The organism is Pantoea sp. X85 (assembly GCF_029623675.1).
In the GTDB taxonomy this organism is placed as follows: Bacteria; Pseudomonadota; Gammaproteobacteria; order Enterobacterales; family Enterobacteriaceae; genus Pantoea; species Pantoea leporis.
Window position 1 is genome coordinate 1,735,716 of the sequence record NZ_CP121108.1, and the last position, 26,248, is coordinate 1,761,963.

Genomic DNA, 26,248 nt, shown 5'->3' on the forward strand with positions numbered 1-26,248 from the left:
CAGTGAATAATAATGAAGGAACACAGCATGCAGCTGTCGCAGCGCATTGTCGTTGTTGATGATGAACGATCGGTTCGCAGTGGTTTGAGCAATCTGCTTCAGTCGGAAGGATACGCAACGCAGGCATTTGAGTCGGCTGAAGCGCTATTAGCGGACGAGACGGCGCTAAATGACGCTGCGCTGTTTATTATTGATGTTGAGCTCAAAGGCATGTCGGGCTTTGAGTTGTTCCGTGCGCTGGTACAGCGTCGCGAGAACCCACCCGGAATTATCATCTCCGGCAATGGCGATGAGAATATGCTCTGGTATGCCATCCATCTAGGCGCGATCACCTTTATGCGAAAGCCCATTGATATCGACCTGCTGTTTGAACATATCCGTCTGGCGTTTTCCTCCCAGGCAGCGCGCCAATGAGCACGCTTTTCCTGTCATTAAATATCGCGGATGACGCGGCGCTGGTGCTGGCGGATGACATCGTTTTCACCCCGCTGGCGCAGGAAGGGCAGGTTGAGTGGATCGAATGCCGTCACCCGATCTCCGATGAACGCTTCGTGCTGGCCACGGCTGCGGCCGAAGAGGCGGAGTTTCCGGTAACGCAACTGCTGAAAAATGAGTATGCGCTGCGCGCCTTATTAGCAGAAAGCTGGGCGCTAAAACCGCTGCGCCACACGTTATATCAGGGGCGCTACGCCCTGATTTATCCCGCGTTTCGCTACCAAACCCTGGCGGATTATCTGCGCCTGCCAGCGGGTAAAATTCAGAAGTTCATCAGCTGCGCCGTGCTGCTGTGTAATGCGCTCAGCAAGCTGCATCAGCAATGTTTGGTGCACGGCGACATCAAACCGGCCAATTTCTTCTTTACCGATCAAGGCGACGTGGTGCTGGGCGGCTTTGGCCTGGCGTTTATCGAAGCGGACTCACAGCAGCCGCTGCGCGCCTCGGTGACCGGCGGCACGCTGGCCTACATGTCGCCCGAGCATACCTCGCGCACCGCGCACGCGGTCAGCCGGGTCAGCGATCTCTACAGTCTGGGCATCGTGCTTTACGAATTACTCACCGGCAAGCTTCCCTATGGCAGCGCTGAAGGGGGCGCGGCTGAATGGGTGCACCATCACATTGCCTCCGAAGCGCTGCCGCCGCACCGGCTGCGCAAAGATGTGCCGCTGGTACTCTCATCCCTCATTTTACGCCTGCTAACCAAATCGCCGGAGCAGCGTTATCAAACCGTCGAAGGCGTGCTGGCCGATCTGCGCCGCTGTGAATCCAACCTGATGCCTGACGGCGTAGTTGAATCCTTCGCGCTGGGCTTACAGGATGTGCCAACCACAACGCTGTTATCCGATGTGCTGTACAGCGACCATGCTCAGGCCAGCGAGATGCTGGCGGCGTTTGATGAGGTGTGCAGCAGCGGGAAACACTGCATGGTGGCGATTGGCGGCGCGCCCGGTGCCGGAAAATCGGCGCTGATGGCCTCGGCGCTTAAAATTCTGCGGGAAAAAAACGCGCTGCTGACGGTGACCAAAGCCGACCAGCACTCGCCCATTTTGCCCTACGCGGTCTTTACCTCGGCGTTTCGATCGCTGACGCTGCATCTGCTCGGGTTGCCCGCCGAAGAGCTGGCGCGCTGGAAAACACACATCACGCGCCAACTGGGGAATTATGTTGGGCTGGCCGTTAATCTGGTGCCCGAACTGGGCATCTTGCTCAACCACAAAGCCAGCGTGCAGGCGGATGCACGCTCGTTAGATGCACGCAATCGCCTGAATCTGGTGGCCTGCAGCCTGGTGAAAGCCTTTACGGTGCCGGGGCGGCCGCTGATCCTGCTGATTGATGACGTGCACTGGGCCGATCAGGCGACCTTGCAGCTGCTACAGAATTTGCTGCGCTCCAGCGACGATATTCCCTTATTGCTGGTGATTTCTCATCGCGATCGCGCCTCGTTGCCCTGTCCGACGGTGGATGCCAGCCTGGAGCGCATTCGTGCGGCGGCCACGCGCATTGTGGATATCACGCCCGAGCCGCTGTCGGTGAAAAATATCGCCAGCTGGCTGGGCGGCATTTTTCACACGCGCAGCGCGGAGACCACCGAGCTGGCGCAGATCATCCATGAAAAAACCGCTGGGAATCCGCTCGCCACGCGTGAGTTTTACCGCCAGGCGGTGCGCGATCACCACATCACACACGCTGCATCCCATAAATGGACCTACAATCCGCACGCGTTGAGAAACTGCCATTACACCGCGAACGTTGCCGCCAGCGTGCTGCAACAGCTGCAGTTGCTCGCGCTGCCGCTGCGCCAGCTGCTGGGCCGATTGGCCTGTATCGGCAGTAGCGGCGATCTGCCGGTGTTGGCCGGCATCCTCGATACGGCGCTTAGCGCCCTTCGCGCCACGCTGCGCCCTGCGGCTGAGGCCCGGCTGATCTCGCTGACCGATGACAGCTACACCTTTATGCATGACAGCATGCATGAGGCCGCGCTGAAGTTGCTTTCGTCGGCGGCAAAAGATGATTTTCACTTTGCCGCTGCTCGCTATTACATGCAGGCCGCGCGCCAGGATAATGCGCATGCGCTGCTGTTCAGTGCCGCGCATCACACCATCACGCTGCAAAACCGCGCACTTTTAGCGCCTGATGCCGCTGCGTTTAGTCTGCTTTTATTAAACGCCACCCGACGCGCGAAAATTATGGGCGATTACGCTTCCGCGCTGCGTTTCTTACACGCTGCCCGAGCGCTCAACGCAGCGTCAGGCGCGGAGGAGAGCGGCCCGTTTTTGTTTGAGCAAGCGGAGTGTGAGTTTTTAAACGGCAACTTATCGGGCGCGCTGGCGTTGAGCTCTGAGATTCTCGCCACGCCCGGTGTGGTCACCGATAAAGCCGAAGCGGCGACGCTAATTGCTGAAATTCATATGCGTCAGTCCGACAGCCAGCTGGCGCTGGAAACCGCGCTGGCCTGGCTGGCGGTGTTTGACATTCATCTGCAGCGCTATCCGGATAAAGCCGAGTGCGATGTCGCCAGGCAACGGTTGAAAAAAGAGGTTGGCAAAAATCCCTATACGCGCTTCCGTTCCCTGCCGCGAGTGACCTGCCATAAAACCGAAGCGGTGATGAATTTGATGGCCAGCGCCAGCACCTTCGCCGCATTTATCAGCCCACGGCTGCAGTTCATCATCCTGTGCAAACTTCTGCATCTGACGATGGAGAAGGGCATCAGCGGTGCCTCCACGCTGGCGCTTGCCTGGTACGGCGTGGTGTGTGGCGATCAGTTCAACGAATACAGCCGAGGATTTGCCAGCGCGCTGCTGGCCCGCGAGCTGGTGTATAAGCACGACTTCGTTAGCTACAAAGCGCGCACGCTGATGCCGCTGGACCAGGTGAGCGTCTGGACCATGCCGCTCAGTTACGCCATTGAGTGCGCTAAAGCGACTTTTGATGTGGCGGTTGATATTGGCGATCGCACGTCGGCGTGTCTGGCGCTGCGTCATCTCACCATGAATTGCCTGGCGCGCGGTGACCATCTTGATGGCGTGCATACTTCGATCATGCGCGGCATGGTCTATGTGCGCAAAGCGCAGTATCGCGATGTGGAAGTGATACTCGGCATGCAGCTGGATTACGTGATGTTCCTGCGTAAGCCAGCCGGTGAGACCTTGTCCGGCGATGATTTCCATGCGCCCGCGCTAAATGTGGTGCAACCCGAATACGCCATTGAACCGCTGTTTTTGATGCAGTTCTGGACGCGGCTGTATAAAGGCATGGCGCACTTCTTTGCCGGTGAGTATGCCGCCGCTCAGCGCCAGTTCAGCGACGCTGCGCCGCTCACAGACGTGATTCCCGGCCATGTGCATATGCTGGATTTCCATCTCTACAGTGCGCTTTCACTCAGCATACCGCTGCAACCGAATGAGCTTGATGCCACGCAGCGGCAGCAACTGCAGCGCCATCTTGAAAGAATCATCACCTGGGCAACGGAGAACCCCGGCACCTTCGCCGACAAAGAGGCGCTACTGCGCGCCGAACTGCTCAGGCTGGAGGATAACAGCGGCGCGGCGCTGGAGCAGTTTGAAAAAGCCATTGAGCTGTCGCGCAAAGGGCAGTTTCATCCGATCAACGGTCTGGCATGCGAACTGGCCGCGCGCTGCGCCAGTGCGCGCGGCATGGCGTTCGCCGCCGAGGGCTACATCAAAGGCGCGCTTGCCGCCTGGGATCGCTGGGGCGCGGGCGCCAAGGTGCGCCAGCTTGAAATGCACTATCCGCATCTGGCGGCGCACCCGCCGCAGAGCGCGTTAAACACCGTGACCTTTGAGCAGAGCGCGGTGATCAGCGACCTGCAAAGCCTGGTCACGGCGATGCGCGCATTGACCGAAGAGATCAATCTTGATCGGCTGATCCATATTTTGATGATGATGTTGGTGGAGCGCGCCGGCGCGCAGCACTGTATTTTGATCCGCCTCATCGACGGCAATGTGCCGGAAATTCAGGCGCGCGCCTCCTCCACGGTGGAGGGCGTCAGAGTCAAAATCGTTAATGAACTGCCGGTAGCGACTGATTTGCCGCTGTCGATTCTCTCGGCGGTGATCCGCACCGGACAGGAAATCCGTACCGGTCGGCCGGAAGTGTTTAGCCCGTTTAGTCAGGATAACTATCTGGTTGCCTCTGGCGCGGCAGTGATGTGTGTGCCGATGTTCCGCCAGGCGCAAATGGTGGGCGTGCTCTATCTGGAAAACCGGCTGATGCCTGATGTTTTCACCGCGGAGCACTCGCGCATTGTCTCGATGTTAGGCGCGCAGGCTGCGGTTTCTCTGGAAACGGCGCGGCTGTATGCCGAGCTGGTGGAGGAGAACATCCAGCGGCGGAAAATTGAAAAACAGCTGCGCGCCAGCCAGACATCCCTGATGCTGGGTGAAAAAATCAGTAATACCGGTACCTGGCACTGGCATCTTGAGCCGGATATCCAGCTGATATCGGACGAATATAAACGCATCATGGGGCTGCCCGCCGGGCAGGTGAGCACCTCGATGGCCGAGTTTCAGCGGCGGGTGCATCCAGACGATCTTCAGTGCCTGAAAGCGCTGATTGAATCCAGCGTGGCGCATGGCGTGAGCATGCAGGCTGAATTTCGTATCATCCGTGATGACGGCGAATGCCGTTATATCAAAGGCATCGGTGAGCCGGTGGAGAACTGGCCGGATGTCGCCGAATATTTCGGCACGCTGACGGATATCACCGCGCAGCGTCAGTCCGAAGATGCCGCCAGAATTGCCCAGGCCGAGCTGGCTCGCGTGGCGCGCGCCACCACGGTAGGACAGCTGACCTCATCGATCGCCCATGAAATCAATCAGCCGCTGATGTCGATTGTGGCCAATGCTGGCGCCAGCCTGCGCTGGTTGAAACGCGATCCGGCTCAGCTGGAGAAAGCCAGTGAAAGCATTGAGGAGATCATTAACGAAGGGCGGCGCGCTGGCGAAATTATTCGCGGCCTGCAGTCACTGACGCGCAATAATGTCGCGGAGTATGCATCGGCCAGGCTGCATCTGCTGGCGCGCGATATTTTAACCTTGTCGCGTCTGGAACTTGAGCGCCGCTCGGTGGCACTTGAACTGGATATTAAAGCGCCATGGGATGAGGTGTTTTGCGAGCGCGTACAGATTCAGCAGGTGCTGCTGAATCTGGTGATTAATGCCATTGAGGCGATGGCAGATAATGCCGGAGCGCGTATTCTGCGGCTCTCATCCTCCAATCCTGACGCGAATCATATTCGTATAGAGGTTGCCGACAACGGCAGCGGATTATCGGCAGAGGTTATCGGCAAGATATTTGACTCTTTCTACACCACTAAAGCGGAAGGAATGGGAATGGGCCTGACCATCAGTAATGAAATCATCAAACGTCATGGTGGTGTGCTGAGTGCGGAAAACCGCCCACAGGGTGGCAGCGTATTTAGCTTTACCCTGCCATTAAATCTGGGGAAATAGTTTATCTGATCCTCCCGCGCTATTTCGCGGGAGGAAAATCGGACCGTTATCACTTTAACGCGCGCGTTATTCATCTTGCAGTAAATGAAGTTTCTCAGCGGCTCTGACTAATTCTGATACTGAACGCACCGCCATTTTTTCCATTACGCGGCGTTTATGCACTTTTGCCGTAATTTCACTGATGCCCATTTCGGCGGCAATCTGCTTATTTAATAAACCGCGAATGACAAGCAGCATCAATTCCATTTCCCGTGGCGTTAAAGAGTGATAACGCCCGGTGAGTACAACTCTTTCCTGTGCGAGTGCTGCGCTTTTTTCGGCCAGCGCCATGGCAGCGGATACCACTTGTATCAGGTCATCCGGCATCACCGGCTTGGTGAGAAACTCAAAGGCGCCGGCCTTCATCGCGCGGACCGTCAGAGGAATGGTGCCAAAGCCGGTGAGGAAAATGGTGGGAATGGTGTATCCGCGTGCGGTGAGGTCGTGCGAGACATCAAAGCCGTCGAGGCCCGGCATATTCATATCGACAATTAAACAGCTCGGGGTGCGGTAATGCGGCTGATGTAAAAATTCAGCGGGGGAGGTAAAGGTCGAAATCAGGTAGCCTTCTGAGCTCAGCAGATTTTGCAGCGCGTTGATGACAGCGGGGTCATCGTCAACAATATAAATCGTTCTATCCATAAAAACTCATTCAGACTCTTACGAGTTCTATTCACTACATGCGCGCTAATATACCCGCAAAATAGTGCTGTAGGAATGGCGAAAAACGTATATGTGAATGTGATTATCTGCTGCGCTGTTAGGCCTAAAAAGGGTGAGGATGAAAAGCCATGCACTCACCCGCTATTCTTAAGGTAATAAATGCGTAACCTTAAGGTTCATCAATCCGCGATACCCTCAAGGTGGTTTGTTCGCCACGCCCATACACTTTTCCACTCACGCGGACTTTATCACTGGCTGAATAGGTTTTCTCTTTGAAGGCCGGCTTCTCAGCATTAATGATAATCGTGCCGGTATCATCGCGGAATTTGTAGCTATCACCTTTCAGCTTTTCAATAATATGGCCTTCGAGCGTGACATAGCCGCCCTGACGGAAATCACGAATACGTGAAATCGGGGTTTGTGCGGTGTCTTCCGATCCTTTATAACCGGCATCCTGATTCTTCTGCGGCGGTGCTGTTTCACCAGATTGGTATCCGCCTTCCGCTGCGCTCACGCCAACGCTGAACATCATGATTACTGAAGCTAAAACAACCTGTTTCATACGCTCTCCATAGATTTTCCTGCTGACACGGTGTTAAGTCTGGCACAAATATGCGCGACTGCACGACAAACGCAGCGGTAATTGAAAAAAGCACAACTGACTTATTTATGCCAGGGTATGTAGACGCGGTTTTTATTTCTTTGGCTAAGCGCGACGTTAAATTAGCGCCGTGCTTATCTGCTCATTCGAATTAAGAGTGCTAGCCACTCAGGAAAATAAATTATGAAAGCTATCGTCTATAACGGGCCTTTTGATGTCTCGGTTAAAAATGTTCCTGATGCAAAAATTGTGCGTCCTACCGATGCGCTTATTCGTATTACCACCACCAATATTTGCGGTTCCGATTTACATATGTACGAGGGGCGCACCAGCTTTGAACAGGGGCGCATCTTTGGTCATGAAAACCTTGGCGAAGTGGTGGAAGTGGGGAGTGGCGTCGAGCGACTTAAGGTTGGCGATTACGTTTGTATGCCGTTCAACGTCGGCTGTGGTTTCTGTGAAAATTGCGAGAAAGGTTTGACCGGTTTCTGCCTGACCGCCAATCCCGGCACCGCAGGAGCCGCCTACGGCTTTGCTGAAATGGGCGCGTGGGAAGGTGGCCAGGCCGAGCTGTTGCGCGTGCCGTTTGCCGATTTTAACTGTTTGCTGCTGCCGCCGGATGCGGTGGAGAAAGAGGAGGATTACGTGATGCTGTCGGACATTTTCCCCACCGGCTGGCACGCGACCGAACTGGCAGGCCTGCGACCGGGCGATAGCGTCGCCATCTACGGCGCGGGTCCGGTAGGTTTGATGGCCGCGCATTCGGCGATCATCAAAGGCGCGTCGCAGGTGTTTGTGGTGGATACGCATCCCGATCGTCTGGCGTTGGCGGAGCAGATGGGCGCAACGGGCATCAATGCCGTGGGCGATGCAGCGGTGCAGCAAATCCTTGATCTGACGGATGGACGCGGCACAGATTGCGGCTGTGAATGCGTGGGATATCAGTGCTGTAATCAGCATGGGCACGAAGACAACAGCGCCACCATGAATAGCCTGGTCGCCTCCACCAAAGCCACCGGCGGCATTGGCGTGGTCGGCGTGTTTATCCCGCAGGATCCCGGCGCGGCCAGCGAGTTAGCCAAAGTGGGTAAAATGCCGTTCGATTTCGGCAGCTTCTGGTTTAAAGGGCAGTCGATTCGTACCGGTCAGGCCAATGTTAAAGCTTATAACCGCCAGCTCGCGCGATTGATTGCCACCGACAAAGCGCATCCAGCGAGTATTATTTCTCATCGATTGTCGCTGGCCGAAGGACCTGAAGCGTATCGCCATTTCGACGATCGCGATGCGGGCTGGACCAAGGTGATTTTGAAGCCTTAACGCATTCATAGCGCATGTTTCGCCGCGTTGTATTTTTGGTCGCCATTAATGGCGACCCTGTGGAGGGTGCGAAAAATAATTGAAATAAAGCGCAGCGGTATTTATCAGGATTAATCTTATTAATAAAAAATAAAATAAACGGTTCGGTTAAAATAATCCCACTTTACATCCACCTCATTAATCTCTTTAAACATCATTTCTAAGCGCAGCGAAATATAAACGTTTTTATGCTCTACAGTTAATAGGGTCTTAACTGGAGGAGCATGTGACATGTCGAAAGATAAAAAAGAACAGAATTTAACCCATACCGCGCCGCATAAAGGGCCAGAAACCTCTGAGCCAGGATTAGGTGATTTAGCACCGCAAGGCGGTGGACATAAACCTGCCGCTGAACCGACGCCGCCGGGCAAGCAGCCTACCGCGCCCGGCAGCCTGAAAGCGCCCGCCACGCAAAACAGCAAACTTGAGCAGCTCGATGAGTACCGTAAAAATGGTGAAAACGCCGACCTGACCACCAATCAGGGCACGCGCATCGCCAACGATCAGAACTCGCTGCGTGCCGGTTCGCGCGGGCCCACGTTGCTTGAAGACTTCATCATGCGTGAAAAAATCACGCATTTTGACCACGAACGTATTCCTGAGCGTATCGTGCATGCGCGCGGTTCGGCGGCGCATGGCTATTTCCAGCCTTACCGCTCGCTGGAAAAACTCACCAAAGCAGGTTTCCTCAGCGATGCCGAAAAAATCACACCCGTCTTCGTGCGTTTCTCCACCGTGCAGGGTGGCGCAGGATCGGCTGACACCGTGCGCGATATCCGTGGATTCGCCACCAAGTTCTATACCGATGAGGGCGTTTTTGATTTAGTCGGCAACAACACGCCAGTGTTTTTCATTCAGGATGCGCATAAATTCCCGGACTTCGTGCATGCGGTGAAACCCGAGCCGCACAACGAAATCCCGCAGGGGCAGAGCGCGCACGACACCTTCTGGGATTATGTGTCGCTGCAACCTGAAACGCTGCATAACGTCATCTGGGCGATGTCGGATCGCGGCATTCCGCGCAGCTATCGCACCATGGAAGGCTTTGGCATCCATACTTTCCGCCTGATTAACGCCGAGGGTAAAGCCACCTTCGTGCGTTTCCACTGGAAACCGGTGGCGGGCAAAGCCTCGTTGCTGTGGGATGAAGCACAGAAGCTGACCGGCCGCGATCCCGATTTTCACCGTCGCGATCTGTGGGAAGCGATTGAAGCCGGGGACTTCCCGGAATATGAGCTCGGCCTGCAGCTGATCCCGGAAGAGGACGAGTTCAAATTCGATTTCGACATTCTCGATGCCACCAAACTGATCCCCGAAGAGTTGGTGCCGGTCGAACTGGTCGGCAAAATGGTGCTCAACCGTAATCCGGACAACTTCTTTGCCGAGACCGAACAGGTGGCGTTCCATCCGGGCCACATCGTGCCGGGGCTGGACTTCACCAACGATCCGCTGTTGCAGGGCCGTTTGTTCTCCTACACCGATACGCAAATCAGCCGTTTGGGTGGGCCGAACTTCCATGAGATCCCGATCAACCGTCCGGTTTGCCCGTACCACAATTTCCAGCGTCAGGGCATGCATCGCACGGAAATCGATACCAATCCGGCCAACTACGAACCGAACTCCATCAACAACAACTGGCCACGTGAAGTGCCGCCAGCGGCAAAAGAGGGCGGATTCGAGAGCTATCAGGAGCGGGTGGAAGGCAGCAAGGTGCGCGAGCGTAGCCCATCGTTTGGCGAATATTACTCGCAGCCACGGCTGTTTTGGCTGAGCCAGACCGCGGAAGAGCAGCAGCATATCATCGGCGCTTATTCGTTTGAGCTCAGCAAGGTAGCGCGTCCTTACATCCGCGAACGCGTGGTCGATCATCTGCTGCAGATTGACGTCACGCTGGCGCAGGCTGTGGCCACCAATCTGGGGCTGAAGCTGAGTGATGAGCAGCTCAACACCGTTCCGCCGAAAGAGGTCAACGGCCTGAAAAAAGATGACAGCCTGAGTCTGTATGCGCAACCGAGCGGCGATATCAAAGGCCGTCAGGTGGCGTTACTGCTGAGCGACGGTGTGAAAGCCGCCGACGTGCTGGCGATACTGCAGGCGCTGAAAGCGCAGGGCGTGCATGCCAAAATTCTGGCAGCGCACATGGGACAAGTGCTGGCGGATGATGGCTCGGTGCTGCCGGTTGATGCCACCTTTACCGGTCTTCCTTCGCTGACCTTTGATGCGGTGATTGTGCCGGATGGCAATATCGATGCGTTGCTGCTGAGCGGTGATGCGCGCTACTTCCTGCTGGAAGCCTACAAGCATCTCAAAGCCATCGGTCTGAGCGGTGATGCACGCCGGTTTAAGGCGCAGTTCAACGTGCAGGACAATGAGGTCGAGGAAGGGCTGGTGGAAGATGTGAAAGCCGAGGGCACCTTTATGGCGGACTTCCTTTCTGTCATGGCATCCCATCGCGTCTGGTCGCGCAGCAAAAAAGCGCTGACCGTCGCAGCCTAATGCGCGGGGCGGAGTTGATTGCTCCGCCCCGTTTTCCCTGCATCTTAGGCAAAAAAAAGCCCGCTCGTAGCGGGCTGGTCGAGATGCATACCGAAGTGATCGTGTAAACGCGTACTGTGTGTTGCTGCCACTCAATGTGGTGGAACCAGACTACAGTAATATTTCGCAACTGGTCATAGGAGTTATCGATGGCCCGAAAAATAAGCGCATTCGTCCACTGATGCGTGGTTTACCTGCTTAACTCTGTTGGTGGGGGAAGACAGAGGACAACATGCAGTTTAAAAGAAAAATGGATAAGCCGGTTTCTTCTGACGGCGGTTTACTGAAAAGCATTGTGCTCTCTGGACTGCTGCTGTTGATCACCGTAGCCAGTATGAGTATCTGGACCTTGCGTGAAGACTGGCTGGCGACCGTGCGTCAAACCCAGGAATCCGCGATGAATCTGGCGTTATCACAATCGCGTCAGGCGGAAGACACCTTCCTGCAGACCGAGCTGTCGCTACGCCAGGTACAGCGTGATCTGCAGCTACAGCTGGCAACGCGCATTCAGGGCGCGGACCTGAGTAATACCATGCGCGAATTACAGCGCCGCTTACCGCAGTTACACGGCTTGTTCTACTACGATCAAGATGGCAAGTGGATCGCCACCTCCGCCGAACGCGCACCCAACAATATCAATAATTCCGATCGTGAATACTTCACTTTTCAGCGCCATAACCGGCGCAACAGCGTGCATATCGGCCCGGTGATCAACAGCCGCAGCACCGGTGATTTGGTGATCCCCGTTTCCCTGCGCGTCAGTGATGCCAGCGGTGGCTTTAAGGGCGTGCTGCTGGCCACCATCAAGGTCGATTTTTTCCGTCGCTTCTACAGCTATTACGAGCTCGGTGCGCGCGATGTGCTGGTGTTGATGCTGGCTGACAGCACGGTGCTGTACGCGCGTCCGATGCCTGACAGTTACATCGGCAAAAATCTTTCAGCCAGCCCGTTGTTTCAGGAGATGCTGGCGAAAATGGATCGCGGCAGCGGGCAGTGGAAATCGGTGCTGGATGGCCAGGCGCGGATCTTTGGTTTTGCGCGTTCCGATCGCTATCCGATTATCGTCGCCGCCGGTTACAACAGTGACGATCTGTTCCATGTGTGGGTTAACCGTCGGGCGCAGGATATTCTGCTCAGCATTATCCTGCTGCTGACCATCTTGCTGCTCGGCGTCTTCCAGCTGCGTCAGGCGCGTAGCGTGTTGCGCTATCAGCAGGAATTGACTCAGCTGCGCGACGAACTGCACAGCGCCAACCTCGCCCTGAATCAACTCGCGCACGTTGATGGTTTAACCGGTCTGGCGAATCGAAGGGAGTTTGATCGTTTCCTGCATCAAGCGCTGGCCCACGCCGCCGCCAGCGGTAAACCGCTCACGCTGATCATGATGGATATCGATTTCTTTAAGCATTACAACGACACTTACGGCCATATTGCCGGGGATAAGTGCCTGAAAGCGATCGCTGAGGTGCTCGCTTCCGTGGTGGCGCGGCGCTCCGATATCGCCGCGCGCTATGGCGGCGAGGAGTTTGCGCTGATCCTGCCTGATACCCCATTCGATGAGGGCATGACGATTGCGCATCGGGTGGTTGAGGCGGTGCGGATCAGGCAGCTTGCGCATATTTCTTCGCCCAAAGGCCAGGTGACGATCAGTGCCGGCTGCGCCACCACTGCGACGTCTGCCACCCTCAGTGCGGTAAAACTGCTGGAGTACGCCGATCACGCCTTGTACCGGGCAAAGCGTGAAGGGCGTGATGATGTGAAAGGGATTAATATAGATGAATCGCAAGCATAATTGCTTATTCCACGGCGGGCAGCTGGTATTTGATATATTGACGCAGCGCCTCGTGCATCTGGCTATTCCTTTCGTCCTCTAAGCCGCGCTCTTCATATTCTTTCGCCAGTTGAATAATCACCTCATCATATTTCCCTTTGAAGGTGATGTTATTTACCGCCACCTGCTTAATCATTAACTCGCGCAAGGCAGCGACTTCAATCTGCAGCTGGTTTACCGTTGCTTCCAGCTCGTTTACGCGTTCTTCATTCGCCATAGGTTCTCCGGATGTTATTAAGCTGTGGCTGTATCAGGGGCTGAATATCGCATTCGCATGCGTGTAATTCAAGCGTGAAGCGCTTACTTCGCTACCGGCAGATCCGCTCAGGGCTTGAGTCTGTGACGCGCTGCGAAAATAAAAAGCCAGACCTGTTTCCTGTTGAGAAACATATGATATGCTGTTCTCAGCAGGAAACGCGGAGGCGTGACGTGATTAAAAGCTGGAAGCATAAGGGATTACAAAAGTTGTTTGAGAAAGGTGATATCAGCGGCGTCCAGGCGCAGGACGCAGAACGCATTCGGCTTCGCCTTCTGGTCATTGATGAAGCGCTCTCCACGGATGAATTCAGAAACTATCCGGGGTTTCGTTTTCATCCCCTGAAAGGGGACAGGAAAAACCTGTTTTCATTAACGGTCAGGGCTAACTGGCGTATCACCTTCGAATTCACCGACGGCGATGCCTATATTCTTAACCTGGAGGACTACCACTGATGGCAATGTTCAATCCCCCGCATCCGGGCGGTCTGATCACCGAATACATCGAAGATAACAATATTGGCTTGCGCGTACTGGCGAAAGAGCTTGGCGTATCAGCTTCAGCGCTGAGTAAAGTCGCCAGCGGTAAAGCATCGGTCAGCCCTGAAATGGCGGTGCGGCTTGAGGCGGGGCTGGGTATTGCGGCGCGCCTGTGGTTATCAATGCAGGCGGCATGTGACCTGCACAAGGCACGAGAAACCACGGACGTTTCCGGTGTCAATCTGCATCCAGGTATGAATGCCGCTTCTGAGGCGCACAGGGCAGCGAAGTAACGCACCCACGCCAGTTACCTGTACAAAACCGCGCTGGCTGGCGCGGTTTTTCTTTGGTCGGTTCAGACACCTTTAGACGAACCCGGTTCTGCGGTCGTGATGACGCTGTGTCAGGGACTGAAGAGTGTATTGATATGTGTGTAATTCAAGCGCGAAGCGCTTACTTCGCCACCGGTAGATCCGCCAGCCGGGTGGTGTAGGCCGGGGACAGCATCTCGCGCTTCATCGACCAGGGTTTCTGAATGCCTTGTCCGGCAAACCATAACGCACCGCGCTGGTGGGCATTCATCTTGTCGATCAGGGCCATTAATTGGTCACTATTGTGACGCGGCTGATATTCCGCAAACAGATCAAACTGCGCCACGCCATCGCTAAAGAAATCGCCCAGCATGACGCCGCCTTTCATATAACGCTTACCGGGCACCCAGATGCGATCTAAACAGTTGAGCGTGGCCTGAATAATATCGCGGCTGTCAGCGGTGGGCGTAATCAAGGTTTGGCTGGCCGCATTAGCATAATAAGGATGATGCGGATCGTGCGGACTGGTACGAATAAACGTCCCGATATGACGGCAATATTGCCGCTCGCTGCGCAATTTCTCTGCGGCACGCGCCGCGTAATTGGCAATGGCTTCGCGCATATCCTGATATTCGGTAATGCGATCGCCAAACGAGCGCGAGCAGAGGATATTTTGCCGGTTGGGAATCACCTCTTCAAACGCCAGACAAGACTCGCCACATAATTCACGCACCGTACGCTCCAGCACCACGCCAAAGTGTTTACGGATCAGCGCGGTCGGGGTTTCAGCCAATTGCAGTGCGGTGGTAATGCCCATCAGATTGAGCTTTTTCGATAAGCGCCGGCCCACGCCCCACACCTCTTCAACCTTGACCAGTTTCATCAACTCGCGCTGACGGTGGGGCAAAGAGAGATCCATCACGTTCTCGGCTTTGGTCCAGCGTTTGGCGGCCCAGTTGGCGAGCTTGGCGAGGGTTTTGGTCGGCGCAATGCCGACACCCACGCGCAAATGGGTGTCCTGATAAATACGGTCGCGAATGTCGCGGCCTAACTGTTCGAATGTCATGCAGGCGTTGATGCCGGTGACGTCAACGAAGGCTTCGTCGATGGAATACTCATCCACGCGCGTGGAGATCAGCGCCAGCGTCTCCATCACGCGGCGCGACATATCGCCATACAACGCATAGTTAGACGAGAACACCACCACTTTGTGGCGCATCAACTCTTCCCGATGTTTGAAGTAGGGCGCGCCCATCTTAATGCCCAGCGCCTTGGCTTCTCTGCTTAGCGAAATAATGCAACCGTCGTTATTCGACAGCACCACAATCGGCTTGCCGCGCAGATCCGGGCGAAACACCGTTTCACAGCTGGCGTAAAACGAATTCACATCCACCAGGGCAAACATCAGCGGCCTATGGTTTTAATCACGTGTTTAACGATGCCGAAGACTTCGAACTCATCGGCGTCAGGAATGGCGATCACCGCATGCGCGGTATTCATCGGTTTGAGATGCAGGTAAGGCTGTAACATCAGCTGTTTCACGGTGAACTCGCCGGAAAGCGAAGCCACCACAATGTCACCGTGTTTGGGTTTGAGCGAACTGTCCACCACCAGCATGTCACCCTCATTAATACCGATGTCGATCATCGAGTCACCGCTGACTCTAATGAAATAGGTTGAACTGGGGTGATCGACTAAAAAGTCGTTGAGGTCGATACGTTGTTCAACGTAGTCCTGCGCCGGGGACGGAAAGCCGCAGGGCACGCGGCTGATGAACAAAGGTAAGGCGAGAATAGCGCGGATTTCCGCGGGCTGATAAAACTGCATGGCTGCGATCTCAAATCGTCACTGTATATGTATACAGTAATGTCGAATAGGCAGTTTGATCAAGCCAGAACCCGTAATGATTTGCAAAACAGTTGGCAACAAAGGAAATTTATTTTGTGCCAAAGGGCTTACCGCTGCGCTTAAATCATCATCCCCATGATCTGCAGGGTGCTCTGCTGTGAAGCGGTGATAAACGGAATGTCTTTGATGTGCTGCATACCAAAGGCTTCGTAGAACTTACGTGCACGCACGTTATCGCCTAACACTTCCAGCCACAGGTAGCCTTCACGCTTGTCGCGCGCCTCATTGATGATGCTCTCGAACATCCAGCGGCCGTAGTTTTTGCCGGTTTCTTCTGGATTGAGGTAGAGCTTGTTGAGCAACGCGCCGCTCATGCCGGAATCCGGCACTGGCGTGTTCCAGGTGACTTTGGCGAAGCCAATCGGCTTGTCGGTCTCGGCGATCAGCCAGCTCTCATTGGGCGCCGCGAGGCTGCTATTCAGCTCTGCCAGACCGTATTCCTTGTCGATAAAGGCATCCAGTTCGTCTGCGGAAACCCACATATGTTTGAAATGCGCACTGTAGGTCATGCGGCCCAGCAGGTGCAGCAGCTCTGCATCCTCTGCCGTGGCTTTGCGTATGGTGAACTCCATGCCAGATTTCCTTGCTTAATGCTTGTTATTAATCACGTCGTCGGTGCGAGCAGAGGCCACCGAAGGGCAGTTACCATAACGTGTTAGTAACAAAAACCCAAGATAACCAGAGCTGTCTGTTAACAAGGCGCCAGGCCGATGATCTATAATGAAGAGTGAGAAGCAAGCGTAAGCCCATATTCTCAGGAGGTAGAAGATGTCAGATTCGCAACCTAAAATTATCGGCGAAGCGGCCTATGCATTACTGGTACGCCGTGAGGAAGTCAGCGTTTCCTCACTGCTGGCAGAGCTCGCGCGCATGGCGAGAAAAGAGCAAAACAGTCAACAGCAGCAGCGTATTACCCAGGCGCAGCAATGGTTGCTCACGCACCGTCAACCGGCGGGCAGCGATAATCGCGTCCATTCAGCATTGCGCGGATTGAGTCGCCAGGAAGGCAGTGTCAGAATGCCTTCGGCCGATGCCGACGACAACTGACCATCCCAACCGGCTCACGCGTCGATGACTTTCGGCGCGGAGCGCACAGATTTGGAAATAAAAGCTTTCTAATTGTCCTAATTCACACTTCTTAGCACTTTTTGCAACAAAACCTGCCTGGCATCTTGAGTAAGCTCCTTGTACAGCTTTTTGCTATCTGTACAACTTTACTTAGGTCAAATGATCTAACTTTTTCATTTATTGGGGTCAATTATGCGTCAGAACGGATACACGCCGAGTTCAGTCGAGGCCATTGCCAACTATTTCAGCAAAGCGTCGCTGCCATCGCAGCAGGAAACCTTGGGTCAGATCGTGGTTGAAATCTTACGCGAAGGCCGTAACCTCAACCGCAAATCGCTATGCACCAAGCTGCTGCGCAGACTGGAACTGGCCGCCAATGCTGAAGAAGAGCATCACTATCATCAGCTGATTGGCTTGTTATTTGAACGTGAAAGCTGAGAGCCAGTCAGACGTCAAACTTGTACAAGTATTAAAATTTTACTCTGAATACGCTCCCACACTGGTTTCGCCCCGCACCGGGGCGAAGCGGCGGTCAGAGATTCGTTATGAAAATTCGTTATGAATAGAAGTGAACACCAGAAAATAATCGATGAAATTATTGGCGAAGCGGCGCTGGCGCTGTTGCAACGTACGGGCCCGGTCAATACGCAAGCGCTGTTGAATCAGCTGATGCTGATGAAGCAGCAGAGCAATGATGAAGAGCAGCGTGCAGCGATTACTGCCGCCATCACCGATGTACGCAACAGTATTTCGGCGGGAAAAAAGCTGCGCGAAGAGCAGCCGCAAAGCGACAACGTTCTTCAGCTGTTTGGTAACAACCAACAGTCTGGTAACAATCGTAAACATTGACCGATTGGCTCGCATTTAGGCACTGTAAATTCGAGCGTAGATACAATCACGGGACTGGAATCATGTCGGAAAATCACAACCTCTACGCTGCACTGCCTGACACCGAACTGGCAGAGCATTTTCGCAATGCAGACAGTACGTTAAGAAACGAAGCTGCCGTATTGGATAGGGTTATCCGCCACGTGCTGGCCACGGAAGGGCGCGTCAGTAATAAATCGATTATTCTCTGTTTGATTATGGCGCTGGAAACCGCAGAAGGTGATGCTGAAGCTGATGTGCTGCGCAAAACACTGGAAATTGTGGTGGGTTACACGCCTGACGACGCCTGATATTCCTCTCTGTCCCCCGCGCGGGGACAATGAATTAATCCTTTCTGGCGAGAGCTAATCGGCGCTTCGCTTTGCCAATATTAATTCTGTGCAACCAGGTGCGAAACTGTTTTAACTGGACGTGTGAAGCGACATCAGTTGAAAGCGTGCAAATATACAGCTGGCTTTGGGTATGATTATTAGTGCCGGTCGCGTAAATTTCGCTTTTATTATCACGCTGTTGCAGTTCAATTCCCGTGAAGTGTAAATTCCCCCACAGCTGTAAAGTGTCCTCGAACTTTTTAAAGTCCATCATGATGCCCTTATTATTTTGACTTATTATGGAATGTTGCTGGCTCCGTGCAACATAAAGCAATTGCACGATTAAGCCAGCATCTTTGAATAGTAAATTCAGGGATAGTCGCGTTTGGGCGCGGATTTTCGCATCCACTTGCGTTTATTACCGCTTTGCTTATCCATCGCTAATGCGCTGGCGCTGGCCGGATCAAACAGCGACAAACTCTCTATTTGATGCACCATAATCACTTTACGAAACTCAAGGGCACTTTTAGGTGCGGACGAGAAATCAATGTTGTGATTGTGGTACCACAGACTGTAATTATGCTCGATCGCCAGATTGAGCGTGCGTGAATCACGATAGCCGCTCAGCATCGGGATCAACACAATGTTGGCAGTGTTTGGATATTCAAAGGTCGCCGCGTGAATCATGCCGATATAGATACGGCGCGATTTCAGTGTGACCCACGCCAGCTCGCCTTCTTCCATACATTGCAATAGCAACTGTTCAATGCCGTTGGAGCGGGAAAGGCGTTGATACAACTCCTTGCGTCCACCGGCGTTGAGCCGGGCGCTGACCGCCCAGTTGGAGCGATACATACAGAACAGGATGGCAAAGGCCAGCATCAGCACCACCGGCGCCTGAATGCCTAAAAAGCTCCACGTCATGAAATCGACGTTCCAGTGCACATTCTCCGCCGAGGTCAGCGCAAACGCATTGTTCACGCCCGATGCGGCCAGCAGAATCAGCCAGATAATCGCGGTTGCCAGCACGCCTTGCAGCACAAATATGCAGCCATACAGCGCAATGAGAAAATAGACATCCCAGCCAAAGGAACGCTTAATTTTTAAACGGCTCGACATGTCGCGGCTGGTATACCAATAGCCGCAAACCATCATCACCATAAATATCGCCGTGCCCATTTAAATATCCTTTAATGTGCTGACATGATGGGCAAAATCGCGCTGCACTTCAGGACTCAACGCATTAACCGAAGCGTTACCATCTTCATCAATAATAATTCTGTCGCCTTCCTCGATCGATTCCTGAATGTCCTGGCGCGTCATGACTTGCACTAATGACTCCGGGCTACCGAACAGGGAAGTTAAAAAACCAAACATCATCAAGCCATCCTTATTATTTATGCCAGCGTCAACTATGGCACATCCCTCAACAACCCAGCCGGGTAACTGAAATGAAAGGGCGTTTTCCGGATTAATCTGCCAGGTCGCCGTTTAGGGCGACCTGTGATAATTACTGATTGGTAAGCGGCGTTTTACTGCCGGGTTCCGCGCCGGTAATCGGATTGGTATCGGGCTGTGAAGCGGTGCGTGTTGCCAGCGTATCCAGATCGCTCAGCTGTTTTGACGGCAGCGTCACGCTGGCGGAGCCATCACCACCATCCACTGCGGGCTGCGGGTCGGCGACATAGTCGAAGTTCTCATCCGAATTCCAGCTACCGCGAATATCGTCACCCTGAGACATGTTGTAGTAGGTGTGCGCATACTTCTCGATCGGCGGCAGTTTGCCCGGTGGGAAGTTGTTGTGGATGGAGTAGAGCGCTTTTTCAAACGACAGCTGATGCGCCACTTCGCGCGTCATCAGGAAGCCTAGCGCATCTTTCACGCCCACGTCATCGGTGAGGTTGATCAGGCGTTCGTAGAGGATTTTGGCGCGCGCTTCGGCCGCGATGTTGGAGCGCAGATCCGCTGTCACTTCGCCAATGGTATCAATGTAAGCCGCTGTCCAGGGCACGCCCGCAGAGTTGGTTAATGCCGGGCCGCCGCCGTACAGAATCGATGTCAGATGGCTGTCATTGCCCGCGCCGGTGATGGAGCGATAAAGATCGCCTTGCTCTTCGCTGCCTTCCGCCAGTTCGCCTTTGGCACCTTTATTCAGCATGCCAACCAGCGAACCGATAATTTCCAGATGGCTCAACTCTTCAGTCGCGATATCCATCAGCATCTCGCGACGACCCGCATCTTCATCACTTAAGCCCTGCATGAAATAGCGCATCGCAGCGGCTAATTCGCCCTGCGGACCACCAAACTGCTCGAGTAATAAATTGGCCAAGCCGGGATTGGGCGCATTAACGCGCACGGTATATTGCAACTGCTTTACATGTCGAAACATAGCTCACCTCAAAAAATAAAATAAACGGAGAAAGAGAATTAATTCTGATGTTTAAAAATAAATAACGATAAGAAATGGAGGAGGGAAGGAGTGAATTTAGCCTTGTACTCATCAACTGCATGCCGCCTCATTAATACTAAGCGGGCATCCCATTGCTGCAAGCGCACCGGGTTGAATTAATTTTATTTTAAGCCGCGAGATAAATATTATTTTAAAGGGTGAATGTTGGCATGAATTAAATAAGCGCGTCGTTCTGGTGCGCATAAATGCGCACCTACAAAACACGTCGGTCGCCATTAATGGCGACCTGGTTAACGCCTAATCAGAACAACTCACGATACAGCGCAGCGATCATCGTCACGCTGCACTCCCGCGGATTGCCCGGCGTACACACATCGGCGAAAGCTGCGGTGGCAAGCGCATCCACATCCTGCTCCTGCATGCCGATATCACGTAGTCTGAGCGGAATACCGATATCGTGGTTTAGGGTGATCACCGCATCAATGGCCAGCGCACGGGCATCGGCTAATGAACAGCTATAGGCACCTTCCATGCCCAGCGCATGGGCGATATCGCGGTACTTCTCGCCGGTATGCTCGGCATTGAACGCCATGATATGCGGCAGCAGAACCGCATTAGCGATGCCGTGCGGCGTGCCATAAAACGCGCCCAGCGGATGCGCCATACCGTGCACCAGACCCAAGCCAACATTCGAGAAGCCCATTCCGGCGATGTACTGACCGAGCGCCATATCCGCCACGCCCGCAGGCACGCCTTTAACCGAATCACGCAGCGAGCGGCCAATAATTTCAATCGCTTTGAGATGGAACATGTCGGTAAGTTCCCACGCGCCGCGCGTGATGTAGCCTTCAATGGCGTGCGTCAGCGCATCGACGCCGGTCGCCGCTTTCAGGTTGGCAGGCATGCTGGCCATCATGTCGGGATCGATAATGGCAATCGCCGGGATATCGTGCGGGTCGTAGCAGACGAACTTGCGCTTCTTCTCTTCATCGGTGATGACGTAATTGATGGTCACTTCCGCTGCGGTGCCGGAAGTGGTCGGCACCGCAATGATCGGTACGGAGGGATTGCGCGTGGCGGCGCCGCCTTCCAGCATGCGCACGTCACTGAACTCGGGATTGGCAATCATCATGCCGATGGCTTTACAGGTATCCTGCGGCGAGCCGCCGCCCACCGCGATCAGATAATCGGCACCCGAACGACGAAAAGCCTCGACGCCCGCATGCACCACCTCAACGGTAGGATTGGGGATCACCTCATCATAGATGGCGAAACTGAGGTCGTGCTGCGCCAGCAGATCGGTGATGCGGGTGGCGACAGAAAACTTGATCAAATCCTTGTCGGTCACCACCAACGCTTTGTTAAAACCGCGTTTGTGAATCTCATCGACAATAGAATTAATCGCGCCCGCACCGAAATAGGCGGTCTCATTGAGGATCATTCTGTTAATCATATTAATTACCTTCACGTAGATGCCAGATTTAAGATTTTTCGATTAAATTCATCAAGATAAGAAGATTTAACCGTATCCAGATTTACGTGGTAATGACGATACAGATATTGCGTTGCCTCAATAAAATCGCGGTTTCCATTGAGTCGAATAAATGGAAGGAATCATGATCCTAAACGCATCGTCTCGGCACGCTTCGCCGTGTCGTAAACATATTGCAGCATCGGTTCCAGGTCGGTGTCGGGCCCGGAGCTGATGATCTTGGCGCGCAGCCACTCAATCTCGCTGGTGATATCCGGCGGGAAAATGGTGTTGTTCTGCGCATTACGCAGCCATTTCAGCAGGAAGTTATTCTTGCCGCGCACGCCGCCAGACTTCTTCGTTTTGGCGTTGATTTTCAGGGCGACCAGAATGCAGTAATAGAAGTGAACGCGTTGGCTGTAGCTTTGCGGGATCATCTTCGCTCACCTGCCGCGACAAGTGAAAAATGTGATGTCGATCGGTTTTCCATTATCCGGATTCCTGCCTGAATGGGTCTAAGAGCCGTGATCAATGCCGATCAGGGCGCTATTTCCGCGCTGTAACCGCACGGTAAACGCACCATATGATAATCCTCGCGGCGGATGCAAGTCGGCATAATCCGGGAATTGAGGCGGGAGAAGGGCGTTATCAACGCTAAAAAATAAGCGAAACGGCTGAAAAAGCGCTGAGGCGATTCTTTTGCGGCATAAGCCTTAAAACGGCCACTTATCCTATAGCCAGGCCGCGCGTATCTGGCAATATCGTGATCTGCGTCTACACTTAATTCTGACGATGTTCGCAGTCAGCCTGGCGAGTGAGTTTACATGATGTTTGTTTGTGGAGAGTTATCTATCGAAATTCCGTGTTATCTGCAAAACCTCCTCGCACACACTTCTGCGGTAGCAACCGCCTCGATCACCCAGCCAGCCTCCGAACATCCTGTAATGACAAATTCCACAAGACAGGAGAAGAGTCGTGACCTCCGCGGTTAATCACAACAGCACCTTGCCGTCATTAAGTGGCGGACTCTACGCCTTCTTTTTTGATGTCGACGGCACGCTGGCAGCGATTCAGTCGCAGCCCGAGTCGGTCTCCATTCCCGCTCCGGTACGCCAGCTGCTGCAACACATTTCCAATCTTAGCCACGGCGCCTTAGCGCTGGTTTCCGGCCGTCCGATTGCGCAACTCGACGCCTTAGTCGCGCCACTCGAAGCCCCCGCCGCGGGCGTGCACGGTGCAGAACGCCGCGATGCGGCGGGCCGCGTGCATCGCCACAGCTTGCCGGGGGATATTGCGCAAACACTGCAAACTGAACTGCAGCAGACGCTGGATCAGTGGCCCGATACGCTATTAGAAGTGAAAGGCATGGCATTTGCGCTGCACTATCGCAATGCGCCGCAGTACGAAAACGCCATTATGCAGCTGGCCGAAGACGCCGTTGCACGCTTTCCCGAGCTGGCGCTTCAGCCAGGTAAATGCGTGGTGGAACTGAAGCCGCAAGGCATCGATAAGGGCGCTGCCGTACGTGAGTTTATGCAGGAAGCACCCTTTGCCGGACGCATTCCGGTATTTGTGGGAGACGACCTGACAGATGAAAAAGGATTCCTCGTGGTAAATGCCATGCAGGGGATCTCTGTCAAAGTCGGTGAAGGGGCCAGCCATGCACGCTATCGCCTCAACAGCGTTGAGGCCGTATGGCACTGGCTTGAACAACTATTATTACAACTAGAACATGACAATGTTGGTAAGGAGTTTAGGTTATGAGTCGTTTAGTCGTCGTATCTAACCGTATCGCGATCCCCGATGGTAGCAAGGCCAGCGCAGGCGGGCTTGCTGTCGGTATTTTAGATGCACTGCGAGATACCGGTGGATTATGGTTTGGCTGGAACGGAGAGATCAGCGAGTTCTCGGGTGAAGAAGAAGATGAAGAACTTACGCAGATCGAAAAAGACGGCATCACCTATGCGTCACTGCCGCTTAATCAAAACGATTATGATCAATATTATCTCCAGTTCTCCAATACCGTGATTTGGCCGGCGTTCCACTATCGCCTCGATCTGGTGCAGTATCAGCGCGAAGCCTGGGATGGCTACTGCCGCGTCAATACTTTGCTGGCGCAGCGCCTTAAACCGCTGCTGAAGCCCGACGATATTCTGTGGATCCACGATTATCATCTGCTGCCGTTTGCCGCCGAGCTGCGCAAACAGGGCATTAATAACCGCATCGGATTCTTCCTGCATATCCCGTTCCCGACGCCAGAGATCTTCAATGCTCTGCCGCCGCATCAGGAGCTGCTGGAGATGCTGTGCGACTACGATCTGCTGGGCTTCCAGACAGAATCTGACCGCGTAGCTTTCCTTGATAGCCTGAGCCAGCTGACGCAGCTGCAGAATAAAGGAGAGAAGAAGCATCGTGCCTTCGGTAACACCTTTATGACTGAGGTCTATCCGATTGGTATTGAGCCAGACACCATTAAAGAGATGGCGGAAGGACCGCTGCCACCGAAAATGGCGGCGATGAAACGCGATTTGGGCGATCTGCAGAATATCATTGCCTGTGAGCGCCTGGATTACTCTAAAGGGTTGCCGGAGCGTTTCCTGGCCTTCGAAGCCCTGCTGGAGAATTTCCCGCAGCACCGCGGCAAAATTCGCTACTCGCAAATTGCGCCCACCTCGCGCGGCGATGTGCAGGCTTATCAGGACATCCGTCACCAGCTGGAAACGGAAGCGGGGCGCATCAACGGTAAATACGGCACGCTGGGCTGGACGCCGCTCTATTACCTCAATCAGCACTTTGATCGTCGTCTGTTAATGAAGATCTTCCGTCTCACCAACGTCGGCTTGATTACGCCGCTGCGTGACGGCATGAATCTGGTGGCGAAAGAGTATGTAGCAGCGCAGGACCCGGATAACCCTGGCGTGTTGGTGTTGTCCCGCTTTGCTGGTGCGGCCAATGAGCTGACTTCCGCGCTGATCGTCAATCCGTACGATCGTGATGACGTGGCGGCAGCGCTCGATCGCGCGTTGACCATGCCGCGTACCGAACGTATCTCGCGTTATAACGACATGATGGCGGTGTTGCGCAAACAGGATATTTCACACTGGCGTGAAAGCTTCCTGAAAGATTTAAATACTTTGCCGGTACGCAGTGATGATCACGGTACGGTAAATAAAGTCGCTACCTTTCCGAAATTAGCGTAACGCTTAATTGCACAATACATTGCGCCGCTACGGTAAATGCTAACATTGGGTGCTTTGCTCACTTATTGCACACTTCCGTAGCGGCGCGATTTATCGCGCCTCTTTGAATTTACGCTCCGCTGCACAGCGTTTTCACGCGCCACTGTAACTTCACGAAATCGATTTCATTTCTTAAAGCGCTAATGCGCTGACTCATCAGCAAAAAGCGCACGATTTGGTTAAAAAGCACACAAAAGAAAGGCAAAAAGAGCTTTTTTTCCTCGCAACCCTAAAGATCTCAGGTGGTGCGCCGATAGTCATCGTGGAGCAAACCGAAAAATGCCTATTCATTCATTTCTCTAATGTAACGCCCTGTTACATCCCCTGCCGTGCGCTAAACACTCCCTACAATCCACTAACAGTTCCCTGGCGCTCTGCGCCCAGACTTCACGCTTCGCTAGCGTCTCGCTTTACGGCACATGGGCAATATTCCCTGTAAGTGATTAATTTAGAAGCGAATAGTTTCATGCTAATTCAGAGTATTATGCTGCATATAATCCTTTATATGGCGTGTTATAGCACCCTAATTGCCATAGAACAGATAACTGATCGCGTTGTAATGACAATCTTCCGCACAGCCTAAAATCCGCCTTACTTCAGCAAAATATTAAGGAAATAATCAGAAATCGCGCAAAAAATGGACAACATAAAAGCGCTGCTGAAGGTTTAGAGAAAAAATTTGCCTTAAAAGTGTGACGTAGATCACACTTTATCTAAAATTTCGCGCCACTCACGTTGTATGTCGAAATCAGACAATATAGATTTGCCTTGTTTTCAGATTAGTCTTAAAAAACTGTAAGCAGACGTCACGGAAGATGGTTACAACTCAAGCAAAGAATGGCCTGGAGTTTTGATTACTACAGATCAGTGTCCTGACGAAAAGTGCAACAGTCAGGAGCACGTTGGCTCA

The 26,248-nt window shown here is 53.7% G+C and carries 25 protein-coding genes; 13 read left to right on the forward strand and 12 right to left on the reverse strand.

The annotated features are described in order from the left end of the window. The first annotated feature begins 27 nt into the window (after nucleotides 1-27). Together P6287_RS08095 and P6287_RS08100 are read left to right on the forward strand one after the other, a co-directional pair. Nucleotides 28-414 (forward strand): response regulator, encoded by a 387-nt coding sequence (locus P6287_RS08095; protein WP_101760756.1) that lies wholly within the window; start codon nucleotides 28-30, stop codon nucleotides 412-414. Continuing rightward, the gene (locus P6287_RS08100; protein ID WP_277974767.1) at nucleotides 411-5,972 is read left to right on the forward strand and encodes an ATP-binding sensor histidine kinase; all 5,562 of its coding nucleotides are present in this window, start codon (nucleotides 411-413) and stop codon (nucleotides 5,970-5,972) included. The genes P6287_RS08095 and P6287_RS08100 overlap by 4 nt, the downstream gene beginning before the upstream one ends. A 66-nt stretch (nucleotides 5,973-6,038) precedes the next feature. On the opposite strand, the gene P6287_RS08105 is transcribed toward P6287_RS08100, so the two are convergent. Together P6287_RS08105 and P6287_RS08110 are read right to left on the reverse strand one after the other, a co-directional pair. Continuing rightward, nucleotides 6,039-6,653: a response regulator gene (locus P6287_RS08105; protein WP_192413569.1), complete on the reverse strand. Its 615-nt coding sequence runs from the start codon at nucleotides 6,651-6,653 to the stop codon at nucleotides 6,039-6,041. Between the two features lie 190 nt (nucleotides 6,654-6,843). Beyond that, nucleotides 6,844-7,236: a NirD/YgiW/YdeI family stress tolerance protein gene (locus P6287_RS08110; protein ID WP_137385635.1), complete on the reverse strand. Its 393-nt coding sequence runs from the start codon at nucleotides 7,234-7,236 to the stop codon at nucleotides 6,844-6,846. Nucleotides 7,237-7,458: 222 nt separating this feature from the next. On the opposite strand from P6287_RS08110, the gene P6287_RS08115 reads away from it, so the two are divergent. The 3 genes from P6287_RS08115 to P6287_RS08125 all read left to right on the forward strand — a co-directional run bounded on the left by P6287_RS08115 (nucleotide 7,459) and on the right by P6287_RS08125 (nucleotide 12,958). Next, nucleotides 7,459-8,592, forward strand: a complete 1,134-nt coding sequence (locus tag P6287_RS08115) for a glutathione-independent formaldehyde dehydrogenase (protein WP_277974768.1) — start codon at nucleotides 7,459-7,461, stop codon at nucleotides 8,590-8,592. 270 nt (nucleotides 8,593-8,862) lie between these two features. Next, a complete protein-coding gene (gene katE, locus P6287_RS08120; protein WP_110865983.1) occupies nucleotides 8,863-11,127 on the forward strand; it encodes a catalase HPII in 2,265 nt (754 codons plus the stop codon). A gap of 271 nt (nucleotides 11,128-11,398) precedes the next feature. After that, complete coding sequence (locus P6287_RS08125; protein WP_277974769.1) at nucleotides 11,399-12,958, forward strand: sensor domain-containing diguanylate cyclase; 1,560 nt, start codon at nucleotides 11,399-11,401, stop codon at nucleotides 12,956-12,958. 4 nt (nucleotides 12,959-12,962) lie between these two features. Here the strand turns inward: P6287_RS08125 and P6287_RS08130 are convergent, their stop codons facing one another. Continuing rightward, nucleotides 12,963-13,214: a hypothetical protein gene (locus tag P6287_RS08130; RefSeq protein WP_110865985.1), complete on the reverse strand. Its 252-nt coding sequence runs from the start codon at nucleotides 13,212-13,214 to the stop codon at nucleotides 12,963-12,965. 212 nt (nucleotides 13,215-13,426) lie between these two features. Between P6287_RS08130 and P6287_RS08135 the strand changes: the two genes are divergently transcribed. Both P6287_RS08135 and P6287_RS08140 read left to right on the forward strand, forming a co-directional pair. Next, a complete protein-coding gene (locus tag P6287_RS08135; RefSeq protein WP_192413560.1) occupies nucleotides 13,427-13,708 on the forward strand; it encodes a type II toxin-antitoxin system RelE/ParE family toxin in 282 nt (93 codons plus the stop codon). After that, a complete protein-coding gene (locus P6287_RS08140) occupies nucleotides 13,708-14,025 on the forward strand; it encodes a HigA family addiction module antitoxin (RefSeq protein WP_137385638.1) in 318 nt (105 codons plus the stop codon). Before P6287_RS08135 ends, P6287_RS08140 begins: the two co-directional genes overlap by 1 nt. Before the next feature lie 160 nt (nucleotides 14,026-14,185). Here P6287_RS08140 and umuC read toward each other — a convergent pair whose 3' ends face one another. The 3 genes from umuC to P6287_RS08155 form a co-directional block, all read right to left on the reverse strand. Continuing rightward, the gene (gene umuC / locus P6287_RS08145) at nucleotides 14,186-15,448 is read right to left on the reverse strand and encodes a translesion error-prone DNA polymerase V subunit UmuC (protein ID WP_110865986.1); all 1,263 of its coding nucleotides are present in this window, start codon (nucleotides 15,446-15,448) and stop codon (nucleotides 14,186-14,188) included. Continuing rightward, on the reverse strand, nucleotides 15,448-15,870 hold the full coding sequence (gene umuD / locus P6287_RS08150) for a translesion error-prone DNA polymerase V autoproteolytic subunit (RefSeq protein WP_101760747.1): 423 nt from the start codon (nucleotides 15,868-15,870) through the stop codon (nucleotides 15,448-15,450). Before umuD ends, umuC begins: the two co-directional genes overlap by 1 nt. Before the next feature lie 140 nt (nucleotides 15,871-16,010). Next, complete coding sequence (locus tag P6287_RS08155) at nucleotides 16,011-16,523, reverse strand: GNAT family N-acetyltransferase (RefSeq protein ID WP_101760746.1); 513 nt, start codon at nucleotides 16,521-16,523, stop codon at nucleotides 16,011-16,013. Between the two features lie 196 nt (nucleotides 16,524-16,719). Between P6287_RS08155 and P6287_RS08160 the strand changes: the two genes are divergently transcribed. The 4 genes from P6287_RS08160 to P6287_RS08175 all read left to right on the forward strand — a co-directional run bounded on the left by P6287_RS08160 (nucleotide 16,720) and on the right by P6287_RS08175 (nucleotide 18,197). Beyond that, complete coding sequence (locus P6287_RS08160) at nucleotides 16,720-16,998, forward strand: hypothetical protein (protein WP_137385641.1); 279 nt, start codon at nucleotides 16,720-16,722, stop codon at nucleotides 16,996-16,998. A 213-nt stretch (nucleotides 16,999-17,211) separates the two neighbouring features. Continuing rightward, a complete protein-coding gene (ycgZ, locus tag P6287_RS08165) occupies nucleotides 17,212-17,457 on the forward strand; it encodes a regulatory protein YcgZ (protein ID WP_007891089.1) in 246 nt (81 codons plus the stop codon). A 120-nt stretch (nucleotides 17,458-17,577) separates the two neighbouring features. Then, entirely contained in the window at nucleotides 17,578-17,868 is a 291-nt protein-coding gene (locus tag P6287_RS08170; RefSeq protein WP_101760744.1) for a hypothetical protein, read from the forward strand. Between the two features lie 62 nt (nucleotides 17,869-17,930). Beyond that, entirely contained in the window at nucleotides 17,931-18,197 is a 267-nt protein-coding gene (locus P6287_RS08175; RefSeq protein WP_101760743.1) for a biofilm development regulator YmgB/AriR family protein, read from the forward strand. A gap of 34 nt (nucleotides 18,198-18,231) precedes the next feature. Here the strand turns inward: P6287_RS08175 and P6287_RS08180 are convergent, their stop codons facing one another. The 6 genes from P6287_RS08180 to P6287_RS08205 form a co-directional block, all read right to left on the reverse strand. Beyond that, the gene (locus P6287_RS08180; protein ID WP_101761031.1) at nucleotides 18,232-18,492 is read right to left on the reverse strand and encodes a hypothetical protein; all 261 of its coding nucleotides are present in this window, start codon (nucleotides 18,490-18,492) and stop codon (nucleotides 18,232-18,234) included. A 95-nt stretch (nucleotides 18,493-18,587) separates the two neighbouring features. Next, entirely contained in the window at nucleotides 18,588-19,397 is an 810-nt protein-coding gene (locus P6287_RS08185) for a hypothetical protein (RefSeq protein WP_101760742.1), read from the reverse strand. Then, entirely contained in the window at nucleotides 19,398-19,595 is a 198-nt protein-coding gene (locus P6287_RS08190) for a hypothetical protein (RefSeq protein ID WP_101761030.1), read from the reverse strand. 133 nt (nucleotides 19,596-19,728) lie between these two features. Then, a complete protein-coding gene (locus tag P6287_RS08195) occupies nucleotides 19,729-20,607 on the reverse strand; it encodes a manganese catalase family protein (RefSeq protein ID WP_101760741.1) in 879 nt (292 codons plus the stop codon). Between the two features lie 322 nt (nucleotides 20,608-20,929). Next, nucleotides 20,930-22,081 (reverse strand): lactaldehyde reductase, encoded by a 1,152-nt coding sequence (gene fucO / locus P6287_RS08200; RefSeq protein ID WP_277974770.1) that lies wholly within the window; start codon nucleotides 22,079-22,081, stop codon nucleotides 20,930-20,932. Between the two features lie 161 nt (nucleotides 22,082-22,242). Further along, entirely contained in the window at nucleotides 22,243-22,533 is a 291-nt protein-coding gene (locus tag P6287_RS08205) for a hypothetical protein (RefSeq protein WP_101761029.1), read from the reverse strand. A 541-nt stretch (nucleotides 22,534-23,074) separates the two neighbouring features. Between P6287_RS08205 and otsB the strand changes: the two genes are divergently transcribed. Together otsB and otsA are read left to right on the forward strand one after the other, a co-directional pair. Continuing rightward, a complete protein-coding gene (gene otsB, locus P6287_RS08210) occupies nucleotides 23,075-23,863 on the forward strand; it encodes a trehalose-phosphatase (protein ID WP_101760738.1) in 789 nt (262 codons plus the stop codon). After that, nucleotides 23,860-25,299 (forward strand): alpha,alpha-trehalose-phosphate synthase, encoded by a 1,440-nt coding sequence (otsA, locus tag P6287_RS08215; protein WP_101760737.1) that lies wholly within the window; start codon nucleotides 23,860-23,862, stop codon nucleotides 25,297-25,299. The genes otsB and otsA overlap by 4 nt, the downstream gene beginning before the upstream one ends. The last annotated feature ends 949 nt before the right edge of the window (nucleotides 25,300-26,248 follow it).